At 58.8% G+C, this 23,110-nt stretch carries 20 protein-coding genes and 1 pseudogene; 12 read left to right on the plus strand and 9 right to left on the minus strand.

What is annotated here, in order from left to right; all coding sequences use genetic code 11:
* Nucleotides 1–1,408 precede the first annotated feature (1,408 nt).
* The 3 genes from ACVW1C_RS28610 (at nucleotide 1,409) to ACVW1C_RS28620 (ending at nucleotide 3,525) form a co-directional block, all read left to right on the plus strand.
* Nucleotides 1,409–1,618 carry a DUF6538 domain-containing protein gene (locus ACVW1C_RS28610; protein WP_456763202.1) on the plus strand — a complete coding sequence of 70 codons (210 nt, stop codon included), beginning with the start codon at nucleotides 1,409–1,411 and terminating at the stop codon, nucleotides 1,616–1,618.
* A gap of 20 nt (nucleotides 1,619–1,638) precedes the next feature.
* Entirely contained in the window at nucleotides 1,639–2,955 is a 1,317-nt protein-coding gene (locus tag ACVW1C_RS28615) for a site-specific integrase (RefSeq protein ID WP_456761201.1), read from the plus strand.
* Nucleotides 2,956–3,399: 444 nt separating this feature from the next.
* On the plus strand, nucleotides 3,400–3,525 hold the full coding sequence (locus tag ACVW1C_RS28620) for a hypothetical protein (RefSeq protein ID WP_456761202.1): 126 nt from the start codon (nucleotides 3,400–3,402) through the stop codon (nucleotides 3,523–3,525).
* A gap of 41 nt (nucleotides 3,526–3,566) precedes the next feature.
* Here the strand turns inward: ACVW1C_RS28620 and ACVW1C_RS28625 are convergent, their stop codons facing one another.
* Entirely contained in the window at nucleotides 3,567–3,767 is a 201-nt protein-coding gene (locus tag ACVW1C_RS28625; RefSeq protein ID WP_456761203.1) for a hypothetical protein, read from the minus strand.
* 79 nt (nucleotides 3,768–3,846) lie between these two features.
* Here ACVW1C_RS28625 and ACVW1C_RS28630 point away from each other — a divergent pair, with 79 nt between their 5' ends.
* Nucleotides 3,847–4,302: a hypothetical protein gene (locus ACVW1C_RS28630; protein WP_456761204.1), complete on the plus strand. Its 456-nt coding sequence runs from the start codon at nucleotides 3,847–3,849 to the stop codon at nucleotides 4,300–4,302.
* A 144-nt stretch (nucleotides 4,303–4,446) separates the two neighbouring features.
* Here the strand turns inward: ACVW1C_RS28630 and ACVW1C_RS28635 are convergent, their stop codons facing one another.
* Together ACVW1C_RS28635 and ACVW1C_RS28640 are read right to left on the minus strand one after the other, a co-directional pair.
* The gene (locus ACVW1C_RS28635; protein WP_456761205.1) at nucleotides 4,447–4,659 is read right to left on the minus strand and encodes a hypothetical protein; all 213 of its coding nucleotides are present in this window, start codon (nucleotides 4,657–4,659) and stop codon (nucleotides 4,447–4,449) included.
* Between the two features lie 357 nt (nucleotides 4,660–5,016).
* Nucleotides 5,017–6,156, minus strand: a complete 1,140-nt coding sequence (locus ACVW1C_RS28640) for a DNA cytosine methyltransferase (RefSeq protein ID WP_456761206.1) — start codon at nucleotides 6,154–6,156, stop codon at nucleotides 5,017–5,019.
* A 160-nt stretch (nucleotides 6,157–6,316) separates the two neighbouring features.
* Between ACVW1C_RS28640 and ACVW1C_RS28645 the strand changes: the two genes are divergently transcribed.
* Genes ACVW1C_RS28645 through ACVW1C_RS28665 form a run of 5 tightly spaced genes read left to right on the plus strand, consistent with a single transcriptional unit; the run spans nucleotide 6,317 to nucleotide 12,335 of the window.
* Nucleotides 6,317–7,651: an Eco57I restriction-modification methylase domain-containing protein gene (locus ACVW1C_RS28645; protein ID WP_456761207.1), complete on the plus strand. Its 1,335-nt coding sequence runs from the start codon at nucleotides 6,317–6,319 to the stop codon at nucleotides 7,649–7,651.
* Nucleotides 7,652–7,692: 41 nt separating this feature from the next.
* Nucleotides 7,693–9,996 (plus strand): sensor histidine kinase, encoded by a 2,304-nt coding sequence (locus ACVW1C_RS28650; RefSeq protein ID WP_456761208.1) that lies wholly within the window; start codon nucleotides 7,693–7,695, stop codon nucleotides 9,994–9,996.
* Nucleotides 9,986–11,143 carry a hypothetical protein gene (locus ACVW1C_RS28655; RefSeq protein ID WP_456761209.1) on the plus strand — a complete coding sequence of 386 codons (1,158 nt, stop codon included), beginning with the start codon at nucleotides 9,986–9,988 and terminating at the stop codon, nucleotides 11,141–11,143. Before ACVW1C_RS28650 ends, ACVW1C_RS28655 begins: the two co-directional genes overlap by 11 nt.
* A 2-nt stretch (nucleotides 11,144–11,145) precedes the next feature.
* Nucleotides 11,146–11,868: a hypothetical protein gene (locus tag ACVW1C_RS28660; protein WP_456761210.1), complete on the plus strand. Its 723-nt coding sequence runs from the start codon at nucleotides 11,146–11,148 to the stop codon at nucleotides 11,866–11,868.
* Nucleotides 11,865–12,335 carry a very short patch repair endonuclease gene (locus tag ACVW1C_RS28665; protein WP_456761211.1) on the plus strand — a complete coding sequence of 157 codons (471 nt, stop codon included), beginning with the start codon at nucleotides 11,865–11,867 and terminating at the stop codon, nucleotides 12,333–12,335. Before ACVW1C_RS28660 ends, ACVW1C_RS28665 begins: the two co-directional genes overlap by 4 nt.
* Before the next feature lie 375 nt (nucleotides 12,336–12,710).
* Here ACVW1C_RS28665 and istB read toward each other — a convergent pair whose 3' ends face one another.
* From istB to ACVW1C_RS28695, 6 genes and pseudogenes are all read right to left on the minus strand, one after another.
* Entirely contained in the window at nucleotides 12,711–13,478 is a 768-nt protein-coding gene (gene istB, locus ACVW1C_RS28670; RefSeq protein WP_456761212.1) for an IS21-like element IS1631 family helper ATPase IstB, read from the minus strand.
* Nucleotides 13,456–15,237 (minus strand): annotated as a pseudogene (gene istA, locus ACVW1C_RS28675) (IS21 family transposase). The gene istB and the pseudogene istA overlap by 23 nt, the downstream one beginning before the upstream one ends.
* 65 nt (nucleotides 15,238–15,302) lie before the next feature.
* Nucleotides 15,303–16,073 (minus strand): PP2C family protein-serine/threonine phosphatase, encoded by a 771-nt coding sequence (locus tag ACVW1C_RS28680; RefSeq protein ID WP_456761213.1) that lies wholly within the window; start codon nucleotides 16,071–16,073, stop codon nucleotides 15,303–15,305.
* Between the two features lie 93 nt (nucleotides 16,074–16,166).
* On the minus strand, nucleotides 16,167–16,514 hold the full coding sequence (locus ACVW1C_RS28685) for a hypothetical protein (RefSeq protein WP_456761214.1): 348 nt from the start codon (nucleotides 16,512–16,514) through the stop codon (nucleotides 16,167–16,169).
* A 251-nt stretch (nucleotides 16,515–16,765) separates the two neighbouring features.
* Nucleotides 16,766–17,182 (minus strand): superinfection immunity protein, encoded by a 417-nt coding sequence (locus ACVW1C_RS28690; RefSeq protein WP_456761215.1) that lies wholly within the window; start codon nucleotides 17,180–17,182, stop codon nucleotides 16,766–16,768.
* Between the two features lies 1 nt (nucleotide 17,183).
* Nucleotides 17,184–17,756, minus strand: a complete 573-nt coding sequence (locus ACVW1C_RS28695) for a DUF4339 domain-containing protein (protein ID WP_456761216.1) — start codon at nucleotides 17,754–17,756, stop codon at nucleotides 17,184–17,186.
* Between the two features lie 810 nt (nucleotides 17,757–18,566).
* Between ACVW1C_RS28695 and ACVW1C_RS28700 the strand changes: the two genes are divergently transcribed.
* The 3 genes from ACVW1C_RS28700 to ACVW1C_RS28710 are packed head-to-tail and all read left to right on the plus strand — an operon-like array spanning nucleotide 18,567 to nucleotide 22,808.
* A complete protein-coding gene (locus tag ACVW1C_RS28700) occupies nucleotides 18,567–19,250 on the plus strand; it encodes a vWA domain-containing protein (protein WP_456761217.1) in 684 nt (227 codons plus the stop codon).
* Nucleotides 19,247–20,047, plus strand: a complete 801-nt coding sequence (locus ACVW1C_RS28705; RefSeq protein WP_456761218.1) for a PP2C family serine/threonine-protein phosphatase — start codon at nucleotides 19,247–19,249, stop codon at nucleotides 20,045–20,047. The genes ACVW1C_RS28700 and ACVW1C_RS28705 overlap by 4 nt, the downstream gene beginning before the upstream one ends.
* Nucleotides 20,022–22,808: a protein kinase domain-containing protein gene (locus ACVW1C_RS28710; RefSeq protein WP_456761219.1), complete on the plus strand. Its 2,787-nt coding sequence runs from the start codon at nucleotides 20,022–20,024 to the stop codon at nucleotides 22,806–22,808. The genes ACVW1C_RS28705 and ACVW1C_RS28710 overlap by 26 nt, the downstream gene beginning before the upstream one ends.
* Nucleotides 22,809–23,110: the final 302 nt, after the last annotated feature.

The following is a 23,110-nucleotide window of genomic DNA, read 5'->3' on the forward strand; positions in this document are numbered from 1 at the left end:
AGACAGCCGAGCGCCCCAAGCGTTGCATGGCCACAGGGTGAGCCAATTGAAGAGCCTCCCGCTCGACGACTCTATCCGCTTACGCTGGCCTCAGCGTCGCACGCGCCGACAGGTTCGCGTGCATCGCCTTGTCGAGAAGGCTGTCAAGCTGGCCGCGGATACCGGAGAGCCGCAATCGCGCCAGCCTGGCATCGAGCGGAGGCGGTACTGCAGCTCGGTGCTCTCCTGATGCTGGCGCACCTGGTTCACGGATGACTGCCGCACGTAGACATAGACCAGCTTGGCTCGGTGTGCGGTCATCCAGTTCTCTTTCGTACGCCACGTACATTTGTGCACCCCGCTCTTCGACTATGCTCGCTCGTCGCTCACAAGCCGGCGGCGAGTGTCCAGTAAGCGGCATGTCCTATTTGGTTCGTCGGAATGCCATTAGTGACTGTGCGATTACCCGACATTGGCGCCGCGGTTCGACGCGGGCAGCGCAGTGCATCGAGGTCTCCGAGACACACTCATCTTGGATCGAGAAGCGTCTGTCGATCGTAGAGAGCTGCCAGTACGCGCCCGTGTGCCCATCCATTAGAGCCGGGCGCTCCCACCTTCATCCAGTACGCCTCGCAATCAGCAACAGCGGGGCTCCCAGTCGAGCAAGATCTTTCGACTTGAGCCCAGCGCCTGTGGACGCCGTGAGGAGGAAAGGCGACATCCCGTAGAGCAATCGTAGTTGCGGTATCCTCTCACTTTACCAAATCTCGTACGTGACCTGCAGCCAGCCCTCGAAAATATAGGGTCCGGGGCCGTGCCGCTCCATGATTCGCAAGCGCGAATTTCACAGCGTGGACAACCGTCTCAAATGCGAAGCAACACGCCACTCAAGCCCGATTTGGACATCCCGGTAGCGGCCGCCCCGGGATGATTTGCGAGCGAAAGTTGCTATTCTGCCTTCTGGAGCGTCGCTTGGCGCATCCAGCCCGGCCCATGCGCCTCCCCTTTTTCGCGATCGGACGGTCGGGGCACGTTCGAAAGAAGCTCGTGCATGATAATTTTGCAGCTCCTTCAAACGCAGTTGGTATTCGGTTCCACGTAGACCGCTCGCAACCGCCGTAGCCACATTCGGTCCTCCTCTCGCCGCGCCGTGAAACGGTCGAGGCATTTTCTGGAGCAGAGGGCCGTTCGCCAACTATAGTGGCGGATCAGCCCGAATTTGCCACCGCAAATGGCGCAGCACTTTACTGAATGGTCACGGAAACTATCGTAGCTGTTCTGCATTCTCGCCTCCTGTCGGCGTTACGTCGGTTACCCCGCCCCTGGGCACCACGGCTCTCCTAAGGGCCTGTTGTCCAAGGCAATTCAGCAAATTCAATGGCTTGACGCTACCTCGTTGGTACAAAGAAGTGGTACAATGCCGCTCGCAATGTCACGTCCTTGGAAGCACCCGAAAACGGGAATCTATCAGCTCCGAAAAGTCGTACCTGACGACCTGCGCAAGCTCGTTGGCAAGCGCGAGGAGAAGCTCAGCCTTCAAACTCGCGATCCGGCGGAGGAGCGAAAGTTCGCCATGCCAAGGCCCTGGCCGAGCTCGAGGCGCGATGGGCGAACCTGCGCAAGGGCCCGAAGTCGTTGACGGAGCGCGAGGCGCACGAGTTGGCGGTCGTTGCGCATGATCGCTGGCTGGAACAGCATAGAGACAATCCGAGCCAACAAGCCTTTTGGGACATCGAACTCGGGGAGCGCATCTTCGCACCGCCGAAGCGGCTCACTTCGACCGAGCTGGATCATTTGTTCGACCTCTCAACCATCGCGGTTGATGATGCCGCGACAAAGATCTTCCAAATGGAAGAATGGTGTTTGCGGGCGGCAGACGACTGCCTTTCGCAACGGGGGCTCGTTGTTGATGATCAGAGCCGACGAACTCTGGCTCGCGCTGTCGCTGCAGCCGTCCAACGTGCAAGTGTCACCCTGTCGAGGATGGCCAAGGGCGAGTTTATAGCCTCTACGCTCTTCTCACCTGCTGGGATGACCCCGTTGTCGCCAATTCCCGTCCCACCGCAGCGAGCGGTTTCCTTCCAGGACCTGCTGGATGGTTGGAAGGCTGAGCGCCGGCCGGTCGCCAAAACTGTCTACGAATGGTCACGCGTGATCAGAGAGCTTGAGAAGTATCTCGGTCACAGCGACGCGCATCGGGTCACTGGCGACAACCTCGTCGAGTGGAAGCGGTCAATGGTTGCCGCCGGCCTCCGCGGAAAGACCATTCAAGGGTCAAAGTTGTCACCTGTGCGCGCGATTTTGCAGTGGGGCGTTCAAAACAAGCTGGTCGCGTCCAATGCCGCCGACGGCATCTCGCTGGAGACCAAAAGCAAGCAGGGAGAGAAGAAGCGCAGCTTCACTGACGAGGAGGCAAAGATCATCCTGCGCGCGGCCTTGTCAGAACGAGACCCCGTCAAGCGGTGGGTGCCCTGGATCGGCGCCTATACTGGCGCTCGCCTTTCCGAGATTTGCCAATTGCGTTCCGAGGACGTCCTCCAGATCGAGGACATCTGGTGCATGAAATTTGCTCCAGAAGCAGGGTCCCTGAAGACCTCGGGCTCTGAGCGCATCGTCCCCGTTCATCCCGCTCTCAGTGAGAGCGGGCTGCTGAACTACGTTGCTCAGGTCAAGTCTGGACCGGTCTTTGCCGATCTCTCGCCCGACAAGTTCGGTAAGCGCGGTGGCAATGGCACGAAAATGATCGGTCGCTTCGTACGTCAGCTCGGATTGAAGGATCCTCGCCTGTCACCGAGCCATTCCTGGCGTCATCGGATCAGAACGCTGGGACGCAAGCATGGGCTTGCTCGAGATATCCTGGACGCTATTACGGGCCACGGTCTGAAGGCGGTTGCAGATTCCTACGGTGAATTCCCAGTGGACGCGCTTTTCCGGAAGCTTTGCAAAATTCCAAAGCTTGGCCTCGATCGACATTGACGCGGACTTGACAATGTAAGTCACTTTCCTGTTCGGAGATCTCTGGACGTTTCAAGCGCCCTGGGTGATAGAAGAGCACGAGGACGGATTTCGGGTTTCCAGGCGAGCATCGAAGTCTCTTCGATGCTCGCCTATTGCTGGCGGAGGACGGGGGACCCGGACACAGGTGCCGCATGAGAGGACGCCAACGGCTTCTTCATCTGCGGGGTCGCGCATCGTGAAGATCTTCGCCGCGACAAAACACAAATACGCGAACAACTTCCTCTCGTGCGAAGAGGCCCGGCGGATCGCCAGGGCGATTTCATGGTTGCCGGAATTCCTCAGGCGTTCGCAGTGCTGAGACTGCCGAGCCCGTTGACGTCCCGCATTCAAGGTTAAGTCGAAGCGCGCCGCACTTTAGTGACCCGGCGTGCTCCCCGTCGTATACTTTTGGTCGGAGGCATCATGAAAGCCACAGAGGAGCAGTTGCGGGCGTTGAGGCTGTTACGGGCCTTTTCGGAGATCAAGGATCAGCAAGTCCGCGAAGCCGTCATCGCGTTTGCTGAGCAGGCGCGCGACGGCAGGGTGTGAACGCTCCGAGCCTAAGACCGAACACGACAGCTCCAAATGACCTAGTCGGCGTCGCTGCTGTCCGACCGGTCCGAAGTGCGCGGGTCGTTCAGCGATAGGATCGGCAGCGGCTTGGTCTTGGGTGACCCTTTCTCATAGCGCGAGGCCAGATCGAGCAGGCGCCGCTTGATAAAAGGGTCGGCGCGGCTGGCGAGGTCGCGAACCAGACTGGCCCGCTGCTTGTTAAATTCGTCGTCGAGCATGCGATCACCAAATAAACTTCGAGTTGCGTCGAGGACGCATGGCAACGCACGACGCGGCGCCGTATCTTGGCCGGGTACAATGTCGATCTTGGAATCGCCGCGCTCATTTATCTGGTGGCATAGCAATGCCCTTTCAGTCATCCTCGGCTCCCATCTGACCGATACCGCTCAAGGTTTTGGCACAGGACTCCAAATCATCTTCGGGACGGCGGTATTCGGCACGTTCATCGAGCTTTTGCGTCGAACATACAACGCCGCGATCAAGCGGCTGGCGACGATCGACCTATTCGCCAGCGAGATTCTTAGCATCATGCGCGTCGTCGCCTCGGCCAACATCATTGGCGATTTCATAAGGCTCTATGAGAGGATAGGGGTGTCGGAAAATGCGCCGGTACAAACGGCGAATGCATCCACATCTGCAATGGAAGCGACAGGCGCGGTTGGTTTCGCGGACTCTGCCCGAAATGAGCGACTATTTCACAATATTCAAAGCCAACGCAAGCGATCTGGCGTCCCTCGATCCCGCGGTCGTTAACGATATTACTGCCTTCTACACGTTCCTGAAAGCATCGAGGGACGCGACCGGCGCCATGCAGCTCTGGACATCCCCGCAGCACCAGGTGGTCGACAAGCAAAAGGATATTATTGCAATCATCTTCAGTTGTTTCCTGATGAGCGTTCACGGCCAGCGGGGCTTGAAGAGCTCATCGGTTCCGAGAAAAACCGGCAGATCGCGAATGACATCTTTGCCGGCGGTATGCTGCAGTGCTTCGCGTTTCTCTACTACGTGATCCCGTCCACCGGTTTCCGCTGGCCGCGCATCGAGCAGCGCCGCACGAAGTGTGAAGGATTGCGTCTCACGTTCCGGTACGAGCTTCCTCTTGAGCGGCATTCTCCGAAGCAGTCCGATCATCCGGGATAGGTGGCTTGAGCCGCGAAATCGTCGAGCTGCAACATAAAACCCGGGCCGACGGCTTTGTGTCTGATCGGCTAAGCACAGCGCCAGGGCCGCCTTCCGCTCGGCTGGCGCCAGTTTTGGTTTGCGGCCCTATCGCTGTTTTGTTCGAGCGCACCGCCGCAAGCGTACCGATCTTCGGCAGCGCGCCTGCTCGATCAGCTGTCAGCCCGGCGTTTTCAAAGCAATGCTAGGCAATCTCAAGTCGAGTCAATGGTATTTTGTGCGTCGAAGCGGCGCGTCCCGACTTGGCTCTCCACGACGACGACCAGCAGGAACGATGAGCTTGTCCGGTTAGGCAGCGCGAACGATCTTTCGCTCCGCGGCCCGAAGGGCCTCCACGAACCCGGGCGGCACCCGAAGCCCCCCGGCGACTACCCGTTTGATGTATCCGTCGAGGGCTCGATCCGAAAGCCTCGTCCATGCCGAATCACGAAAAGTGGATATCGAGGGCGTTTGAGAAATCTTGGGTGTGTCGTTCGCCTCCACGCGGAAGCGGCCGCTGCCTACGTTCCAGGCGGCATCCGGCCATCGCTGGCCGTCCTCCAGCGCCTTGTGCGGGAAGTCCAGAAGCTGCCCCGGCGTCATTACCCGTCCGGCGACCCAATGTGCCACCGGAACGGAAACTGCATTGCCGATTAAGCGCCATTCCGGCCGTCGGCTGCGGGGAGGGGCGCCGTCCACGGTGGTCCATCCTGCAGGAAATCCCTGCAGCAGCTCACAAGCTCGTAGGCTGGGCATCAGCACCTCACCGTCGGGAAAGAGTACGGCCGGCGCGGAAGGAATGCCTACGGACGAGCCGACCTTGAGTGGTGGAATGCCATCCGCCGTCAGTCCCACACCGGTTCGCCCTTCGGTCCAATAAAAACCGACGGGGCGTGCGAGACTTACGGTTTCTTGTTGCGCCGCCACGGCTTGATCGGCAAACAGGACGCACCGTGGGTCCAGCTCCTTGCTTGCGACGAGATAAACGCGCCGTCGTCGCTGAGGGAGACCGAAACCCATGGTATCGAGTACACGATAAGCCCACTTGTAGCCTTGCACCTCGAACTGTTGCACCAGCCAATGCATGCCCCGACCGCGATCGAGCTGGAGCATGAAATAGACGTTCTCGACTACGATTGTCGGGATCGACGATTGGCCGATCAGTTCGAACATCCTGCTTACGATGCCCGACTTCTGTCCGTCGATCCCTGTCTTGTCACCGGCCATACTCAGATTCTGACAGGGAAATCCCGCGGTAAGGACGGAGACGTCCTTGGAGATCTCCATGTGGTCTCTGACGTCCGAGAACAGCTCAATATCCGGGAAACGGACATTCAGCACACGGTGCGCATCCGGATCGATCTCCGCGAGCAGCGTGGGCTTGAAACCCGCCTGCGCGAAGGCGAGCTCGAACCCGCCGATTCCCGAAAAAAGCCCCGCAACCCGCATTTTATTAACCCGACGAGAATCCCTGATCGAACATAATTCGTTCGACTACTGAATGACATAGTGCGTACGCGGCCACCACGGATACCAGATGCCTTCTCCTTCCCCATCAACAGCTAATCGTGGCTCATCTGCGCCTGGTCCGCAAACAGCGCGGACCGAGGTGCGCGAGCTTCATCGGAGGTGCGGGGTTTACACCAAACCCGAGGTCGTCTGTCGCATCCTCGATGCGGTCGGCTGGAAGTCGTCGGCCCGGGCGTTCGATTTTCGGCTGCTTGAGCCCGCGGCCGGTGATGGCGCGTTCGTGAGTGAGGCTGCACGGCGGCTTATCGTCGCGTGTCGGCGTTTCGGGATCGAGCCCAATGTGCAGAACATCGGACACTGCATTCTGGCCTATGAGCTTTATGCCCCCGCAGCCACGTCTTGCCGAAGAAAGGTGACGACGACCCTGCTGACCTTGGGTCTCCATCCTCGGACGGCCTCATCCCTCGCGTCGAGATGGGTGGTGAAGGGCGATTTTCTGTTGTCAGCCCCGCCGCGGGAGAAGTTCTCGCACGTGGTCGGAAATCCGCCCTACATCAGATGGTCAAAGATACCCGCGAAATTGCGGAGCAGTTACGATCGCTCGCTGCCGAGCGAGATGACCGGCGGCGATCTTTTTCTGCCGTTCTTGGACCGGGCTCTCGATCAAATGCGATTGGGCGGGAAGTGTGGTTTTCTCTGCTCGGACCGATGGCGCTTCATGGCATTCGCTGCTCAATTCCGCACCAAATGGCTGCCGTGTCTCGACGTGATTGCCGAGGAAAGCGTTGCCGCGGCCAGTGCATTCATGCGCGAAGTCGATGCATATCCGTCGATCCTGGCGGCGAAGAAGACGACGGCCCGGCACCCGCTCGTCGTCCGTGCAGCCGGTGGCGCGGAACGCACCTTGAGGGAGGCGGGATACGTGGTGAAGGTCGGGCCGGCATTGGGACACACCCAAGCCTACGTCCTCACGCCCGACGAGCAGGAAGTCGAGGCCGAACTCCTCGTTCCTTGGGTGGATGGCACGGAGATCGAGGAGGGGCTCATCCGCTGGCGAGGGCGCCGCGTGATAACCATGTACGGTGAGGATGGTCAGCTGCGCGATCTGCGGAATTTACCCAAATTGGCTGCGAGACTTAGGCGATTTTCCAAGCCGTTGAAGAAGCGGTCCATCGTCGAGAACGGCGCTCCCTGGTACCGCACCATCGACCGTGTTCGCGCCGTCGATTGGTCGCGCCCCAAGCTGCTGATTCCGGAGCTCGCGAAGGTTCCTCGGGTCGCCTTCGACCCCGAGGGGAGGATCCCCTCGCACGGCGTCTACGCGATCTTTGCCCCTGATGACCGTCTTACTCCATTGTACGAGAAACTGCTGGGGGGCGGACTCGCTGCGGCTTTGGAAAAAAAGGCTCCCAAGGTGAAGGGTGGGTTCATCCGCTGCTACAAGCGCTTCCTGGAGCAAATTGTCTTGGTGTGAGCGTCGTTTTCTCTACAATAGGTTGCGCAAGGGACTTCCACGTGGCAGGCTTTACCGTAGACACCAAGTTGTTCCGAGAGCTAGGCGAGCTGTTGGTGGGGCGCGATTCCACGGCCCTCGTCGAGCTCATCAAGAACGCTTACGATGCGGATGCCACGAAAGTAGAAATCGTCGGGCGAGACCTCAACGAACTGAGCAAGGGCACGATCTCGATCGCCGACGACGGCACCGGGATGGACGAGGCTGATTTCGAGAAGGGATTTCTACGCATCGCCGGACGGACGAAGGAGACTGCCGATCGGCGTTCCGGATGGTTCAAACGCCGCTTCACCGGCGAGAAGGGCGTGGGCCGGCTTGCCGCGCACAAGTTGGGCCGCAAGCTTTCGGTCGTGTCTCGCAAATGGGACGGCAAGGCGAGAGACGACGTAACTGGTTTCGCGGCTTCGAGCGGCGTCAAGGCCACTATCGATTGGGATCGGATCGAAAAGCTTGAGACGCTCGCCGAAGTAGCGCGTTCCAACGCCGTCGTCGTGGATCACCTTCCTCGTCCGGAAGTGAAGGGGCGGAGCTCCGGGACGCGGTTCACGATACACGGGCTGCGGCGCACGTGGACTCCAAGAGCGCTGGATTCGTTCTTTACGGAAGTCGTCACGCTGACGCCGCCTTCGGCATTGATGGCCCCCCTTCCGAGTAAATTCATAAAGGACGAAAAGTCGGTCTTCGACACCGTACGGGTACGAGACGCGCAAAGGGATGCTGGCTTCCAAATAACCTTCGGGGGCGAGTTTTCTCTTCGCGAACCGGAACTGGCTTCGGCGCTGGAGAGTGCCGCGTGGATAATCGAGGTCGAATACGAGTCCTTGACCCGGGTGCTACGTATCGCCGTATTGCCCACGTTAGTCGCTTTCAACGATCCGAAAGTAGCGAAACCAGAGCCGTTCCACTTGAAGCGCAAATTGCGCGATGCGCCATCGATCAGCTTCCAAGCGAGGATATTCCAGAGAAATTACGCCTCTTGGCCGAAAGCTTTCCTCGGAATTCGCGTCTATCACGAGGGCTTTCGAGTCCTGCCCTATGGGGATCCGACCGATGATTGGCTCGATTTGGATCGGGACTATCGAACGCGCGGAGAACAGGAGCTCGGGCGATTGCGCCGATATTCCTCCTGGAATCTCCCCGCCGGCGGCGGCCGAGAAGGATTGGTCATCCAAGGCAACCGTCAATTCTTCGGAGCCGTCTTCCTTACGAGAGAAGGAGCTTCCGGTCTGAAGATGTTGGTCAACCGCGAGGGCTTCCTACCCGGAAGGGAGCTGGACTTTGTCGTGGAAATGGTGCGTCTCGGAATCGATCTACAGATCAGACAGAACTCTGCGGCAAGAACCGATTTCTCTCGGGCCAGGAAGGAGAACCAGCGGCGTCAGAAAGATGCCGTCGATCGATCCGATGTCGCGGAAGCTCCCACCTCCTTCGTCGTCGCATCCCTGCAAGACGAGGCGCTGAAATCCCTGCAAATCGCGCGTGTCGCCTTGTCGCGGGGAGACGTCAAGGTCGCCGAAGATACGATAGTGGAGGCGGAGCGACGGGTCTCTTCCGCGAGAGAGCTGTCGTCGGAGTCGATTTCGGAGGCTGCAATGTACCGCGTGGTCGCCTCCATGGGCCTCGAACAGGCCGCCTTCATCCACGAAGTGAATGCTCTCGCGGTGCTCTGCGATGGCGTCGTGAAGGGGATCGAAGCGGTGATCGCCTCGATGACCGACCAGAAATTGTCGAGGCGCTTGAGTCTTGTTGCAGCACAAGCACGTGAGATCCGGGATCGATTGAGACGCAACGCGGTCTACTTGGCCGATATGACCGGGATCGAAGGTCGAAAACGGAGATCGCGCCAGTCGCTTCTGGATCGATTCAACAAGGTCGCGGACTTCTTCTCCGCGGCCGCCGAGAAGAGAGGGATCACTTTCAAGACCTCCCTCCCGGAGCACCTCAAGACGCCACCCATGTTTCCTGCCGAGGTCTCGGCGCTGTTCAGCAATCTCCTCGGCAATGCCGTCAAATTCGCCGGCAAGGACGGAACGATCAAAACGAATGCCTCGACCGATGATGGCGAACTCGTCATCAGAATGGAAAACACGGGAGAGGCGGTTGACTTGAAGAACGCCGAGAAACTATTCGAACCGTTCAAGTCGACTACTTCAGAGGTCGATGAAACGCTCGGTCAAGGAATGGGTCTCGGGCTGACAATTACGCGCAGTCTTCTTGATGAATATGGCGGGTCGATCGCTTTCGTTCCGCCTTCCAAAGGATTTTCGACGGCAGTCGAGGTACGGATAGCGACACATGGAAGATAAATTGCTTGTTTTGGCCATCGACGACGAGCACGCGGCATTACCGTCCCTTCCGGCCCGCTTCGATCTCGAGGTCATAGATCCCACGGGAGACGATGATGCGGAGTTTTCCAAGCAACTGACCGCTCATGTCGGATCAGCCTCGGTGATATTGATCGACCACAAATTCCGCGACGAAACGCCCAGTCTATCCATGAAGGCGCAGGATGGGGCGAGCTTCGTTGCTCATCTTCGCTCCTGGGCGAGAACTCGTCGTGTGAAGCTCGCCCCCTTGGTGATGTTCACTAACCAAGAGGACGCGTTCGCCAACGAAATTCCAGCCGTCGGCGCGTCGGTCCCGTTGGGCGGTTCATTCCGAGGACGGGAGCATCGGCTTGCACCTACCTTGGATGTCGAGTGGATCGCGTTCAAGGACGAAAAGGATATCGCGAACCGCATCTCAAGCCTCGCTTTAAGCTACGAAGAAGTTCGGAAGGCTTCGGGTTCGAACGGAGTGAGCCTCGGGGAGATCGAGGGCTTGCTGCGAATCCCAGCCGGCGCTATCTGGACGGAGAGAGCGAAGGAAGAACTGCAGTCTGCGAGGCCACCTGTCAACGAAATGGATCCGTCCGCCCAGGAATCGGTTCGTGGCTCTGCTCAAGTCATCCGATGGCTGTGCCAGCGCGCGCTGTCTTATCCCGGAATGCTGATGTCGGACCTCTTCGCCGCTTGGTCGCTGGGGCTCACGGTGCACGGCTTTCGGGCGCTTGCCAATGCGGAAGCAAAAACAGCTTGGCTTGAGGGGCTGCATCAGTGTCGTTATCAAGGATTGCTCCACGACTTCTTGGGGCGCCGCTGGTGGCGCGCCGGAATCGGTCAGCTGGTCTGGCAACTCGAAGAGGTGAGTGCGCGATCCGCGACTCGCGAGTCTGCCCTGGCTGAGGTCGCACCCGGCATAAAAGTCGGTCCTCTCGTCCCGATATCGACCCACGCGGTAGCGTGGACAGATGACTTTCGAGAGGATTCCATTCGACCGGTCGACCAACTCGTTCAGCTTCATCCACCCGGCTGGCCTGCCGAAGCGATGGAACCTTGGCTGCCACGTTCCGAGATCGAAAGGGATCGTACGTTGAGGGCAATGTGCGATCCGTCGGATCTGGAGGAAAACTGAAGGTGGCTGTCGCTATCGAGATAGATGCCTTGGAGGCGGACTTGATCGCATTCGCGGAAGCGTCGAAGAAGTTCGTGGCGGATTGGACGCGGCTCGACAGGTTGAGAAATCAGCTTGTGAGCGCGACCGCACAAGCTCGCCAAGGCGGCGGTTCGGTGATTTGGAGCACCAAGCACGGCGGCTCCGAGGATCCGGTGCGCACGAAGTTCAGCAAGGACTATCGTAGCTTCCAGACATTGACCAAGGAGATCTTCGCGGAAATCTCATTCGCGTTTACCGGTGCCTTGGACCCGAGCCATCCGAACCGTTTGATCGTCGCGGGCGGGAAGACGTCGTTGAAGATCCAATGGCGAGACGCGCCCGAGTCGACCGAATGTCACTTCGACATTCACCCGGGCACGATCGGTCATCCGATGCTTCATGTCCAATTCGAAGGAAAGGTCAAGGAGGTCCCGCGCATCTTTTCGGTGTTGGCCCATCCCTTGGACGTTCTTGAGTTCGCCTTGATGGAGGTTTTCCAACAAAAGTGGCGTGATGCCCGCGTCGGCGTCGCCATGCAGAGCCGTCTTCAGAAGTACACTTTGCATCAGAGAAGTCGATTGGTCTCCACGATCGAGAATTATTGCCAGCTCGGTAAGAATCCAAACAAATCGCCCCTGGTCTCCCTTCAAGGTACGCCCGTCGAGCCAATCGACTTCTATCCGCGGGGTTCCAAGATATCGTGAAATCTGGGCCGAACGATCCTCCAATCGATCCAAGCCGTTCTGCCTTGATGTCGAGGGTTCGAGGCAAGAACTCGAAGCCGGAGATGATCGTCCGGCGGGTCGCTCATGGTCTCGGTTATCGCTTTCGCCTACACCGCAAGGATCTTCCGGGAAGCCCGGACCTCGTCTTTCCTAGATTGCGCAAGGTCGTCTTCGTCCACGGCTGCTTTTGGCATCGGCACGAAGGATGTGCTCGAACTACTACTCCGAAGACGCGCGCGGAATTTTGGCAGTCGAAGTTCCTTGCAAACCTTCGTCGCGACAAGATCGCGGAAAAGGAGTTGCGTCGCCGTGGATGGAGAGTGCTTGTGGTGTGGGAGTGCGAAACCTTCGATCGGTCGAAGGTCGAGCGCAAACTTTCGAAGTATCTGAAGTCGACTTCCAAGAAGCCCATAGGCAGCTTCCCGCTGGAACGACGCCGAAGGTAGGGTCCGATCGGGGCGGTCTCGATCGCACTCCGAGCGTCATTGCGCGACTGGTTCTTCTGCGTCGCGGATCGCGGGGCAACATGTGATTGAATCACTGCTGATGCGCTGATCAACCCATTTTCGGCGAACAAGAGATTCATGTCTCGGTCGTGAATTTCATCATGCGTGGGCCAACAAGGGTGGCGACGAATGAGTTGTGCATACGTCCGAAGAGGAGACGCGTCCACCCCATGCGGATCCAGGTGGCGCCGCTGCTCTTGTGACTTGACAGGCGTGTCAATCGCATCGTGCAACCAGTACCCCGCGGGTCACTTCAAATTCCTCCGGGTGTGGTCAGTCAAATTCCTCCACCCGCGAGGCAGGACATGATGATTGTTAGTTTGACATTGTTTCCCGGGCAAGGGCTTCAGCAGCCTCTTTGAGCCGATAGCTGCGTCCGTCGAACTCAAGCAGATGGCAATGGTGCATCAGGCGATCGAGGATCGTCGTGCTCATGGTGTTGTCCCCCAGGTATGTCCCCCAATCCTGCACGACGCGATTGGAGGTGACGATGACGCTGCGGTGGAGTTTGTAGCGTTGATGAATCAGGGTCTGCAGCAATGTGCCGGCGTCGTCAGGGATGGCGCGGGCGAGGAACAGATCGTCCAGCACGAGGAGATCGCAGTCGATGACGGCTCGCAGCCGGGCGTCGCGTTGTGCCGGGGAGTTCATGGCGTAGCGATGGAAGAAGTCGTCGGTCTCAAGATACTGGACCTTGTGGCTTTGTAGGATCGCTTGATAGGCAATCGCCTTGGCGATGTAGGACTTCCCGGTGCCAGGTTTGCCGACAAGCAGCGCGTTCTCTCCGGCGGCGATGAACGCCAGGGTGTGGAGCTGGAAGCAGGTTTGGCGCGGCAATTTGGGATTGAAGGACCAGTCGAACTCGGCGAGCGTGAGCTTTTCGTCGAGCCCGGATTGCTGGTATCGTCGCTCGATAAGGCGGGACTGACGACGGTCCAGTTCGTCCTGCAGGATCAGCGAGAAGGTCTCGAGGAATGGCTGGTTGGCGCCCTGCGCCTGCAGCACGCGCGTCTGCAGCGTGTCTCGGACGCCTGACAGGCGCAGCTGCCGCAGGCAACGTTCAATTTCCGGCATGGTCATCATGTGGTTTGGTCTCCAGTTTGAGGTGAGAAGCCGCGGGAGCGCTCGAGGCGCCGGAGCTGGCCGGGGTTGCGCAGGCGCCACGAGCGCGGGCTGCAGGGGCGCGGTCGTCGTGAGCCTCGGCCTGCCGGCCATTGGCGCCGGCATCGTGCCGCGCGGCACGGCTGAAGAGATCGCCGTATTCGGCTGGAGCGCGGATCAGCGGATGATCCTGGGTGAGCGGCGATGCCGGCTGTGGCGTCGCTCCAACCTGCGCGATCGCCTGTTCGAACAACCGCTCGACGGTCGCACGCACGTGCTTTTAACGATAGATGCGGTTGCCGATGGCATGCGCGCAGGCCTGCTCGACCAGCCGTGCCGGATACTTCCGGCTCAGCCCGACAATGCCCCACATCGCGCGCTGTCCGGGGCGCCCCTCGGTGTCGAACACTTGCTGGCAGAGCGCCCTGGTCTGCGGACCGATGCGCTCGGCGCTCGCCAGCAGCACCGCGGTTTGCCGCGACGGATTGAACGGCCGCTCGTTGGTCGGCAGGACGACAGAACCGGGATGCGCCATCCGGGGATGAACGCGCAGTAGCGCATGGGTGTGGCGATCGCGGATCTTGATCGTCGAGGCGTAGATCCGCACCACGACCTGGCTGCCGATGGGCGCAGGCCGCGCGGCGTAATAGCTGCAATCAACACGCACGGTGGTATCGTCGCAGACGGTCCGAACGACCTCGGTGAAGATGCGGAAGGCTGCTACTGGCAACGGCCGCAGGTGTGGCTTCTCCTCCTGGAACATCGCCTCGACCTGACGACGCGTGCTGCCGTGGATGCGCTTGGAGGCCCAATTCTCCTCCCAGTGCCTCAAGAACTCGTTCTGGGCTTCCAGTGTCTCGAAGCGCCGTCCGGCCAGCGCGGTGCCCTGGGTATGTTGAATCGCACTCTCGACGCATCCTTTCCGATTGGGATCGGCCACCCGCGCGGGATCGGCGACCACGGCATAATGAGCCAGCATCGCGCTGTAAATCGGGTTGAGCTCGGGCTCGTACAAATCCGGCTTGAGGACGCCTTCCTTCAGGTTGTCGAGCACGACATAGCTGGGGACCCCGCCAAAATACCGGAACGCCTCTTCGTGGAGCTGCGCCCAGACTTGCTGGCTGGATTGCCACACCACCCGCCGGAAGCTGCGCCGCGAGTAGCGCAGCGTCATCACGAACAGGCGGGGACGGCGGTACCGGCCGCTCCTGGGATCAATCGTCAGAGCGCCCTCGCCATAGTCGACCTGGGCCTCCTCGCCGGGAAGGAACTCAAGTCGATCAAACTGCTCGGGATCGCTGTGTCGCAACGTGCGCACAAACCGCTTGACGCTCTGGTAGCTGGACGGAAAGGCAAATTGATCGACCAGGTCCTGGTAAATCGCCTGCGCATTCCGCTTCAGGCGGACCTGTTGTTCGATCCACGTCCGATGCGGTTCGCAAGCCGAACGGGCCAGGTTGCTGGTGACCGTCGCTCCCGATGCCCCAGAAGCCGGTGGTCGGGGTGGAGCAATTTGGCCGTCTACGCTCACCGGGCCGGTGGTCACTTCCCCGGGGGAATTTGCCTCCGCATCAGCCCGCAGCGCCCGGTAACGCCGGATCGTCTTGCGGTCGACCCCCGTCAGCCTGTGGATCTCGCGCTGGCTGGCGTTGCGATCGAGTAGCGTAAATACCGTGCTTTGCAGGTGTGGCTTCAAGACGTTCAACTCCCCGGCCTCTTGCTGGCTAAAGGGACCGAAAATAACGTCCTGCCTGATCGGCTACCGCTGTTCAGCGGCGCTGACCGCGATTATCGGGTGGGGGAGTTTCAAGTGACCATACCCGGGGGATTTTGACCGACCCGCGGGGCCAGTAAGGACAAGTTGTCTCGCGCGCCACCGCCGAAAGCTTTGGCAGCGAGCTGCCGGGTGACCCGGAGAGGATCGTCGGCCGTTCTCAGGATGCTGCCAATCACATCTCTGGTGACCATGTCGGTGAGGCCGTCGCTGCACAGGAGCAGGGTCTCTCCGGCACCAAGCGGCGGGTCGACGGAAATGTGCGGTTCGATCCCGACTGGAAACGAAGAGCCGCCCAATGCCTGGGTGAGGACATGGGACCGGCGGGGACGGATGTACCTGCTTTCGCTTTCAACTATGTCGTCATGGCTGAGTTGCACCAATTGGCCTCTGCTGAGCAGATAGCAGCGGCTGTCGCCGACGTTGAATGTGAGTAGTTGACCGCCTCCTAGAACGGCTCCCACAAGGGTCGAACCCATGCCGAGCGTTTCTTGGTCGTCTCGCATGAGTTTGTAAAGGTGTCGATTCGCTTCCTCGACTGCCTCAGCGCAGGAGGCCGGCTTTGAAAGCCGATCGATCGCAGCAACCAAATGATCGAGTACGGCTCGGCTAGCCACCGCGCCATGCGCATGGCCGCCCATGCCGTCCGCAATCATAAGGAGGCAATAATCGTTCCGTGACGTCATGACGATCGGCACGTCCATTTCGCCAGTGAGCACACGGTTGTCGATTGCGACTGCATCTTCATTGTTTTGACGCACGCGACCGCGATGGGTGAAGGCAGAAATCGTCCAGCTCGACATACTCAGATCGCCGTTTGGTCTATGGGAGACAGGTTCGACCGCGTGCGGAATTTGTTCCGGCCATTTTCCGCCCCTGTACAGGTGGCCACGCCTTCAGAGCTGTTCCCTTACCGAATCTGGGACCTTTTCCAAAGACGGCTTGAAGTTCTTGTATTTCGCCTCGTTCCGTTTGACGCACTCTGCCAGCGCAGAAAGCATCGAGCCGCCTTTGCTCCCAAAGCTGATCGAAATGTTCGGCACGTTGCCGGGCATCACAAGGGTGAAGTACCGGGCATTCCATAGTGCCTGCGAGAAATCCTTGGGGTCAATCTGCAGGATCAGGATCGTGTTCTTGTCCTTGAGGACGTAGTCGAAGTTTGCACCTCCGACGAGACCATTCTTGAGACACCGTTGAAGAAGTTCCAGCGAAGTGAGCCTCGTTCTGGTCCTTGAATTTCCCATTCGGTGTCGTGGACGATGGCCCAGACCTCGCCGTCAACTAGGGAGCGATGGATTTGAATGAAGGATCCATCTTTCTTGTGCGCGCTGCCGTAGCAAGTGGCTTGCCCAGTCTCCGCGTTGGCTCCCCCGAAAACTGTCCACCAATCATCCGTCTCCCTCTTATAGAAGGGGATTTCCTCAGCGTCGAGATTATCGACCCGAATGGCCGAGAGCAGAAGCGCAATAATCAGTCGAAGTTTCATTTTTCTTGCTCAACGTGATGAGGCAGCGCCAAGCAGTTTGGCTTTCAGCCCGTCGAATTCGACCTGGGAAATCGCTCCCCGGACGAGGAGATCATGGAGGCGTTCCAGCTCCTGCACAGGCGATGTGGCCGGCAGAGGTGGGGGATCAACGATCTGAATCTTTCTGACGTCGTTGACGAAGAGGTTGAGGCCAGACTCCCCGCCACTGCTCACTGCGCCTAGTCGGTGAGCTGCTCGCAGCGCCCATACCAACGCAATCCCCCATCCGATGATGGTGCCGCCGAAGGCGATATTGATGACCAGGATAACCCAACGGTTCGGGTGATTGCGCCAGAAGGCCACGATAGTGGGCGCGATGTAGATAATGCCGATGACGAGGAAAAATATGACTAGGAAGAGGTCGTCGGTATGGGAATCTGTTTGCACGTCACGCCGCCCGCAAAATGGTCGACAGGATAAACGATGCGATCCAGACGAATCCGTAGGTTGGCGTCTGGCGCAGGCGTTGCGCGCGTACGAAAAGATAGACTGGTGCTAACAGTAGCGCGAAGAGTGTCAGCCACCCCGAACCGTAGCCAGCGCGCTTGAGCTGTTCGGTGTCGACTAGGCAGAGCGCCGCGTTCGTCAAGAGCGGAACAAGCCAACTGATCGGTGATAGAAAGGCTTCGAAGAATTCGTCGCCTGCCGGATGACTATTCTGGTAGCTGACCAGAGCGACATCCACGAATAGATAGACGAACGGTGCGAAAGCAAGCGCCCATACAAAACCATTGTTCACGTGATTTGCGGCGATTGGTGGCGGAGTATCCTGGAGCTGCCTCCCGATCTCTGCGGTGCGTAGTGGTTGCCAGTCAGCCAGGCCCTTACGCCAGACGGGGGTCTCTCCGTCGATTGTCTGGGCTGCCAGGAGCTCGCGTAGCTTGTCGGTAGTCACAGGGCCTTTGCGTTGGCCGCCCTGTGCATAGAACCATCCTTCGTCGCCCGCCGTTGAATCGGTCAAAATTAACCCCCGGGTGTTGATGTCTCGCCGCGTGGTCAAGGTTCGGTTGTCGGTTTGTAATGTTTATCTCACCGAATAGTCCAGAATTTTGTCTGTTTAAAGCGGTGGGTAAATAAGCGGCCCCTTGTTTGGTTGAGGCATGGACCTCCGCCAAGTCTTTGCTGCAAACTTGCGCCGATTTCGGCACGCCAAGGGGTTGTCTCAGGAAGATCTGGCCTACGAGGCCGGCGTAATCGGACCTACATGAGCAAGTTGGAAAAGGGCGGATCGTTTGTAGGTCTGGAAATAATTGGGAAACTGGCAAAGGTGCTGGACGTTGAGCCCGCTGAATTCCTGAAGCCTCCGCCCAGGCGGGCGCAGAAAAAGTAGTTTCTTAGAAAGAGGCCGTCCCGGGGGTCTCTGGCAGGGGGCAGGCGACGTTGGTCGCTGCGCCCCTCCTTAAGGTAAGCCGATCATGGCCGAAGGCGTGCCGGCGGCAGTGGTTAGGAATGTGCCGCCCGTGAATATCTGAAAGTCTGATATCTTTGTCGCGCGTCCCGTTAAGCGCCGGGCGAAGCCCGGGGGCGTCTGGTCGACGTGACCGAGCCTCGCCAGATGCAGCCGAAGTGACACTGAAACATCGATAGGTGGGATAGGTGTCTTTGGCGGCGAGAAAAGCCGGACTTCGGCAAACGCGGAGCCGGAAAGGATGCGATGCGATTTTAATCTCCTCATTTAGTCGAAGACCGCATTTCGTCGCTCCTCTTTTGGTTGTATTGGCCCGCGCATAGTATAGATAAGCTTGTAATTGCACGACATTAGGGGGCGAACATGTCGGAGTCCGACTTTGCACAACAACCGTTCAATGCCGCGGAATTCGTAGAGAATCCCGAAAATCGGTGCCCGGTTATCCTGGTTCTCGACAATTCTGGGTCGATGAGCGGTGCTCCTATACAACAACTCAACGAGGGCCTTCAGGCGTTTCGTGAAGAACTGTCGGCGGATAGCCTGGCCGCCAAGAGGGTTGAGGTGGCCGTCATCACATTCGGGCCCGTTCAAATCCAGTCAGACTTCGCGACGGTCCATAATTTTTATCCGCCACGGATCGAAAGTGCCGGCGCTACCCCAATGGGGGAGGCTATCGAGCGCGCCCTCGACATGCTGAGGGAAAGGAAGGCGACTTACCGCGCTGCTGGCGTTAAGCACTATCGCCCTTGGGTCTTTTTGATCACCGACGGCTCGCCGACCGACTCCGTAAGCCGTGCTGCTCAGCTTGTGCACGAGGGGGAGGCCGCGAAATCGTTCATGTTCTATGCGGTGGCGGTCGAAGGTGCCGACTTCGGTACATTGCGTACAATTGCGACTCGGGAGCCTCTGAAACTGAAGGGGCTTCAGTTCAAAGAGTTTTTTCAGTGGCTCTCGGCCTCCCTTTCATCCGTCTCTAAGTCAAATCCCGGCGATCAAGTGCCGCTGCAAAATCCCACGGCTCCTGATGGCTGGGCCACGGCGGGATGACCAGGTCCGATTGGCAATGGGTTTCTGCGAGCGCCATAGGGACATCGCATCTTCGAGTTAATCGAGGCTGCGATGACTCGGGCGCTTGCATGCTCGTGGCAGGCAAGAATGAATCGGCGCTCGTCGCGGTCTGCTCAGATGGGGCCGGATCCGCCCAGCGATCGTCCGTTGGCTCGCGCATCATCGTTCGCGCCTTTTGCCGAAGCGTATCGAGTTACTTTAATGGCGGTGGAACGCTGGCCGGCCTTTCCAGGGAGATTGCGAGCGATTGGCTCGACGACATGCGCGGGCGGATAGAGGTTACGTCAACATCCGCTGAACTGACTCCTCGCGACTTTGCGGCGACGCTGGTTGGCTGCGTCGTCGGCGAAAGGACAGCCAAGATTTTGCACGTCGGCGACGGAGCCGTTGTCTATCGCGCGACTAACTCTGAGGACTGGTTGGTTGGTAGCTGGCCATCGCATGGAGAATATGCGTCGACCACCTACTTTGTAACGGACGATCCCGAGCCTTCGTTTCAGCTGACCGAGATCGAAGGCTCTGTCTCCGAGTTCGCCGTCTTTACGGATGGCATCGAACATCTTGTTCTTAATTTCTCGACACGCGGCGCGTTCCCGCCGTTCTTCAATCAAATGTTCTCCGGCTTTAAATCGGAGGGGTCTCGGAAGAACCGTAAGCTGTCGCGGCACCTATACAATTATCTGAATAGTCCATCGGTGTGCGACAGGACTGATGACGACAAAACTTTGTTGCTTGCACGTCGAATTATCAATGTCGCGCCTCAAGAGCATATTTGATCAGCATAGGAAGGCGATTCCACTCGGTAAGCTGCTAGGACGCGGCGGCGAAGGGGCTGTCTTTGAAATAGTCGGCGAGCCAGACCTGGCGGCAAAGATCTATCATCCCGACAAGGCACGGGAGCGGCAGCAAAAGATCGTCGCCATGGCCGCCAGCGGGATACAGACTCAGGTACCCAACGCGGCATTCCCTCTGGCTCCGCTATATGAGGGCACTGGCACGTTCGCCGGTTTCACGATGCGGCGCGTCGGGAAGCAAAAGCCGGTTCACGAGCTGTACTCACCCGCGAGCCGGCGGAATGAGTTTCCAAACGCTGACTACAGGCTGTTGGTTCGGACCGCCAAGAACATTGCAAGGGCGGTCGCCGCGGTGCATTCGAGCGGTTGCGTTATCGGGGATCTAAATCACTCCGGTATCCTCGTTGGTGGTGATGCTACCGCGACTCTTATCGACTGCGATTCATTTCAGTTCTCGAAGGATGGGAAGACGTTCAATTGTGAGGTAGGCGTGCCGGACTACACGCCTCCCGAGTTGCAGGGGAAATCTCTCAACACAAGTCGGACGCCTAACCATGATGCATTCGGCTTGGGCGTAGCTATATTCAGCTTGCTGTTTCTCGGGCGGCATCCATTTTCTGGTCGGTATCTTGGTCGCGGCGATATGCCCGAAGAACGGGCGATCGCTGAATTCCGCTTTGCGTATTCCGCGGATAAGTCTCGTACCCAAACAGAGCCCCCGCCTTTCGCGCCGACGCTCTCTTATGTTCCGCGAGAGCTTGCGACCGCATTTGAGGCCTGCTTCGGGCCCGGCGGCGCAAACGGCGGGCGTCCTAAGTCCGCCGACTGGATCTCGCTTCTGGACCGAGCCGAGACGCAGCTAATCAAGTGTACCGCGACAGCGGGACACTACCATTTCTCGTCGTCACCAAAGTGCCCGTGGTGCGCGCTCGAAAAGGCCATCCCAGGCTTCATTGCATTTCCATCGCCGCTCAACATCAATACGACTACACCGCTGGATCTAGGCCAGCTCATTGCCGCCATCCGTGGCGTGGCTGATCCGGGAAGCGCGCCGTCGCTAGACTCCGCAATGCCGGCCGTCCAGCTCACGCCAACCGTCCAGAACAAGGGAGTGCTCGATAGTTCCTCAGGACAATTCATCCTGGCAACGCTTGGCGGCGTTGCGGCGGCCGCTCTTTTAAGGTTGGGCTTTGTCCCACCCTTGATCAGCATGGTGGCTCTCGGAACGTCCGCATACTTCGCGCTTAGGAATCCGAAGCAGCTTCACGCCAGTGGTCCACGCTCGCATCAGCTCAAGCAGACTTGGGATCAGGTAGATCAGCGCTATCGGACAGAAGCAGACGCATCCCGCTTCAACGATGCGAGGCGCCAATCCGAGCTGAGAATTCGCGAATACAACGAGTTGCCGAACGAAGAAGCGCGACGCTTGGCAGACTTGGCCCAGCGGCAGCGAGAGATACAGCTGAAGTATCATCTTGAGCGGTTCAGCCTCGTAACAGCGAAAATAAAGAGCGTCGGAAGCGCAAGGAAAGCGACGCTGCGCTCGCATGGGATCAACACAGCCGCAGATATCTCTCGGCAACGGATCGAGGGAATCCCCGGATTTGGGCCAGCGACGGCTGCCCTTCTGTTGTCGTGGCGCTCGGACCTTGAACGACGCTTTGTCTTCAATCCGAGTCAACCAGTGAATCCCGGCGACATTGCTCAAGTTAAGTCGGACATCGCGCACCGGCGCGCTGCTCTCGAGACAGCCTTGAAGGCTGATTTGATCACTATCCGGACAGCGGCCGCCGAGATACAGCGCTCTCGGACCGATCTTACCAACCGAGCGCGTGCGATCTGGGTTGAATACAAGCAGGCCGAAGCCGATGAGAAGGTGCGGGTGTTCGGTGATGTCGTCGCTCGCCGCTGGGTGTATGGAGTGGCTTGTTTTGCGGCATTCCTTGTTGCTGGCGCAACGGGCGGCGGCCCGAGCGCGCCCTCGGTACCTTCAACCCCTCCCACGTTCCGATCTACAATGAACGTGCCCTGGGCGGGTTCGAATATCTCAATAGTAGCGGACAATAGTCAGCCTAACGTGAGTTCTGGCGGTAGGTTGTCCGTGCAACCCACACCGGCCCTGGTTGGAAATTCCCTGCGACAAGCCCCGTCGCCGTTCGACCGCCTTCCGCAGGAGCCGCAAAAGGCCACCGCCGAGATTGCCGCTATTCCACCAGTGCTGCCTCCGCTCGATCCGGTTCGTGAGGTTAAATCGGCACCTCAGCCGCCAACTGATCCCACTTTTCCCAGCGCTGTCACGCTCGATCCCGCGATCGGGCGCCTGAAGGACCTGGGGTTTACCGCCTCTATCGAGCCTTCCTGGACCGCAACTTCGCTTAATGGATTGCGGGAATTCAAGATCGTTAATCACTTGCCGCCTGACAGCCGTTTGGACCCAACAACAACTCAAGCGTTGCAATCACCTCGGGCTATCACTCGTAACCGTTCATTTTTGGGCGGTTGGGCCAGCGACCCGACGTGCACACAAGGCACTGAGCTTACGATCTCTGCCCAAGAGGCTCGGACCGAGGGGGGCGTCTGCACATTCGAATCGTTCCTCCCCAGTCGAACTGGCTGGAAAGTGCGAGGTCATTGTCAGGTCGGGGCAGATAGATGGCCAGCAACAATTGAGTTCGCTGTTTCCGGAAAAGCCCTTTCCTGGTCCAGCGCAAAGGGAAACTCGAAATACTATCGATGTGGGTAGCGAGGTTCAGAAATGGCGAGCTGCTATCTTTGTGGGACCGGCCTGGCAAAAGGGCAAGGTACACGCAGGAATGTCAGAACGGGAACCAGCGTGGCTGGACTATTTAGCATTCCACCATCAATTATACTGGTTGCGTTAGCCGCTCTTGCAGGGGTCGAAGCACCCTCGATCAGAAGCTATTTCGGTCTTCGGACGTTGTGTCTGTCGTGCACGCAGCGGCTGGATGCTCAACGGTCCTTGAGACGGAAGATCGCTCTCCTCGTGGTGGGCTGTATTATTCTCGTCGTGATTAGCGCGATTGC

The sequence above is a fragment of the Bradyrhizobium sp. USDA 4011 genome (assembly GCF_054063415.1).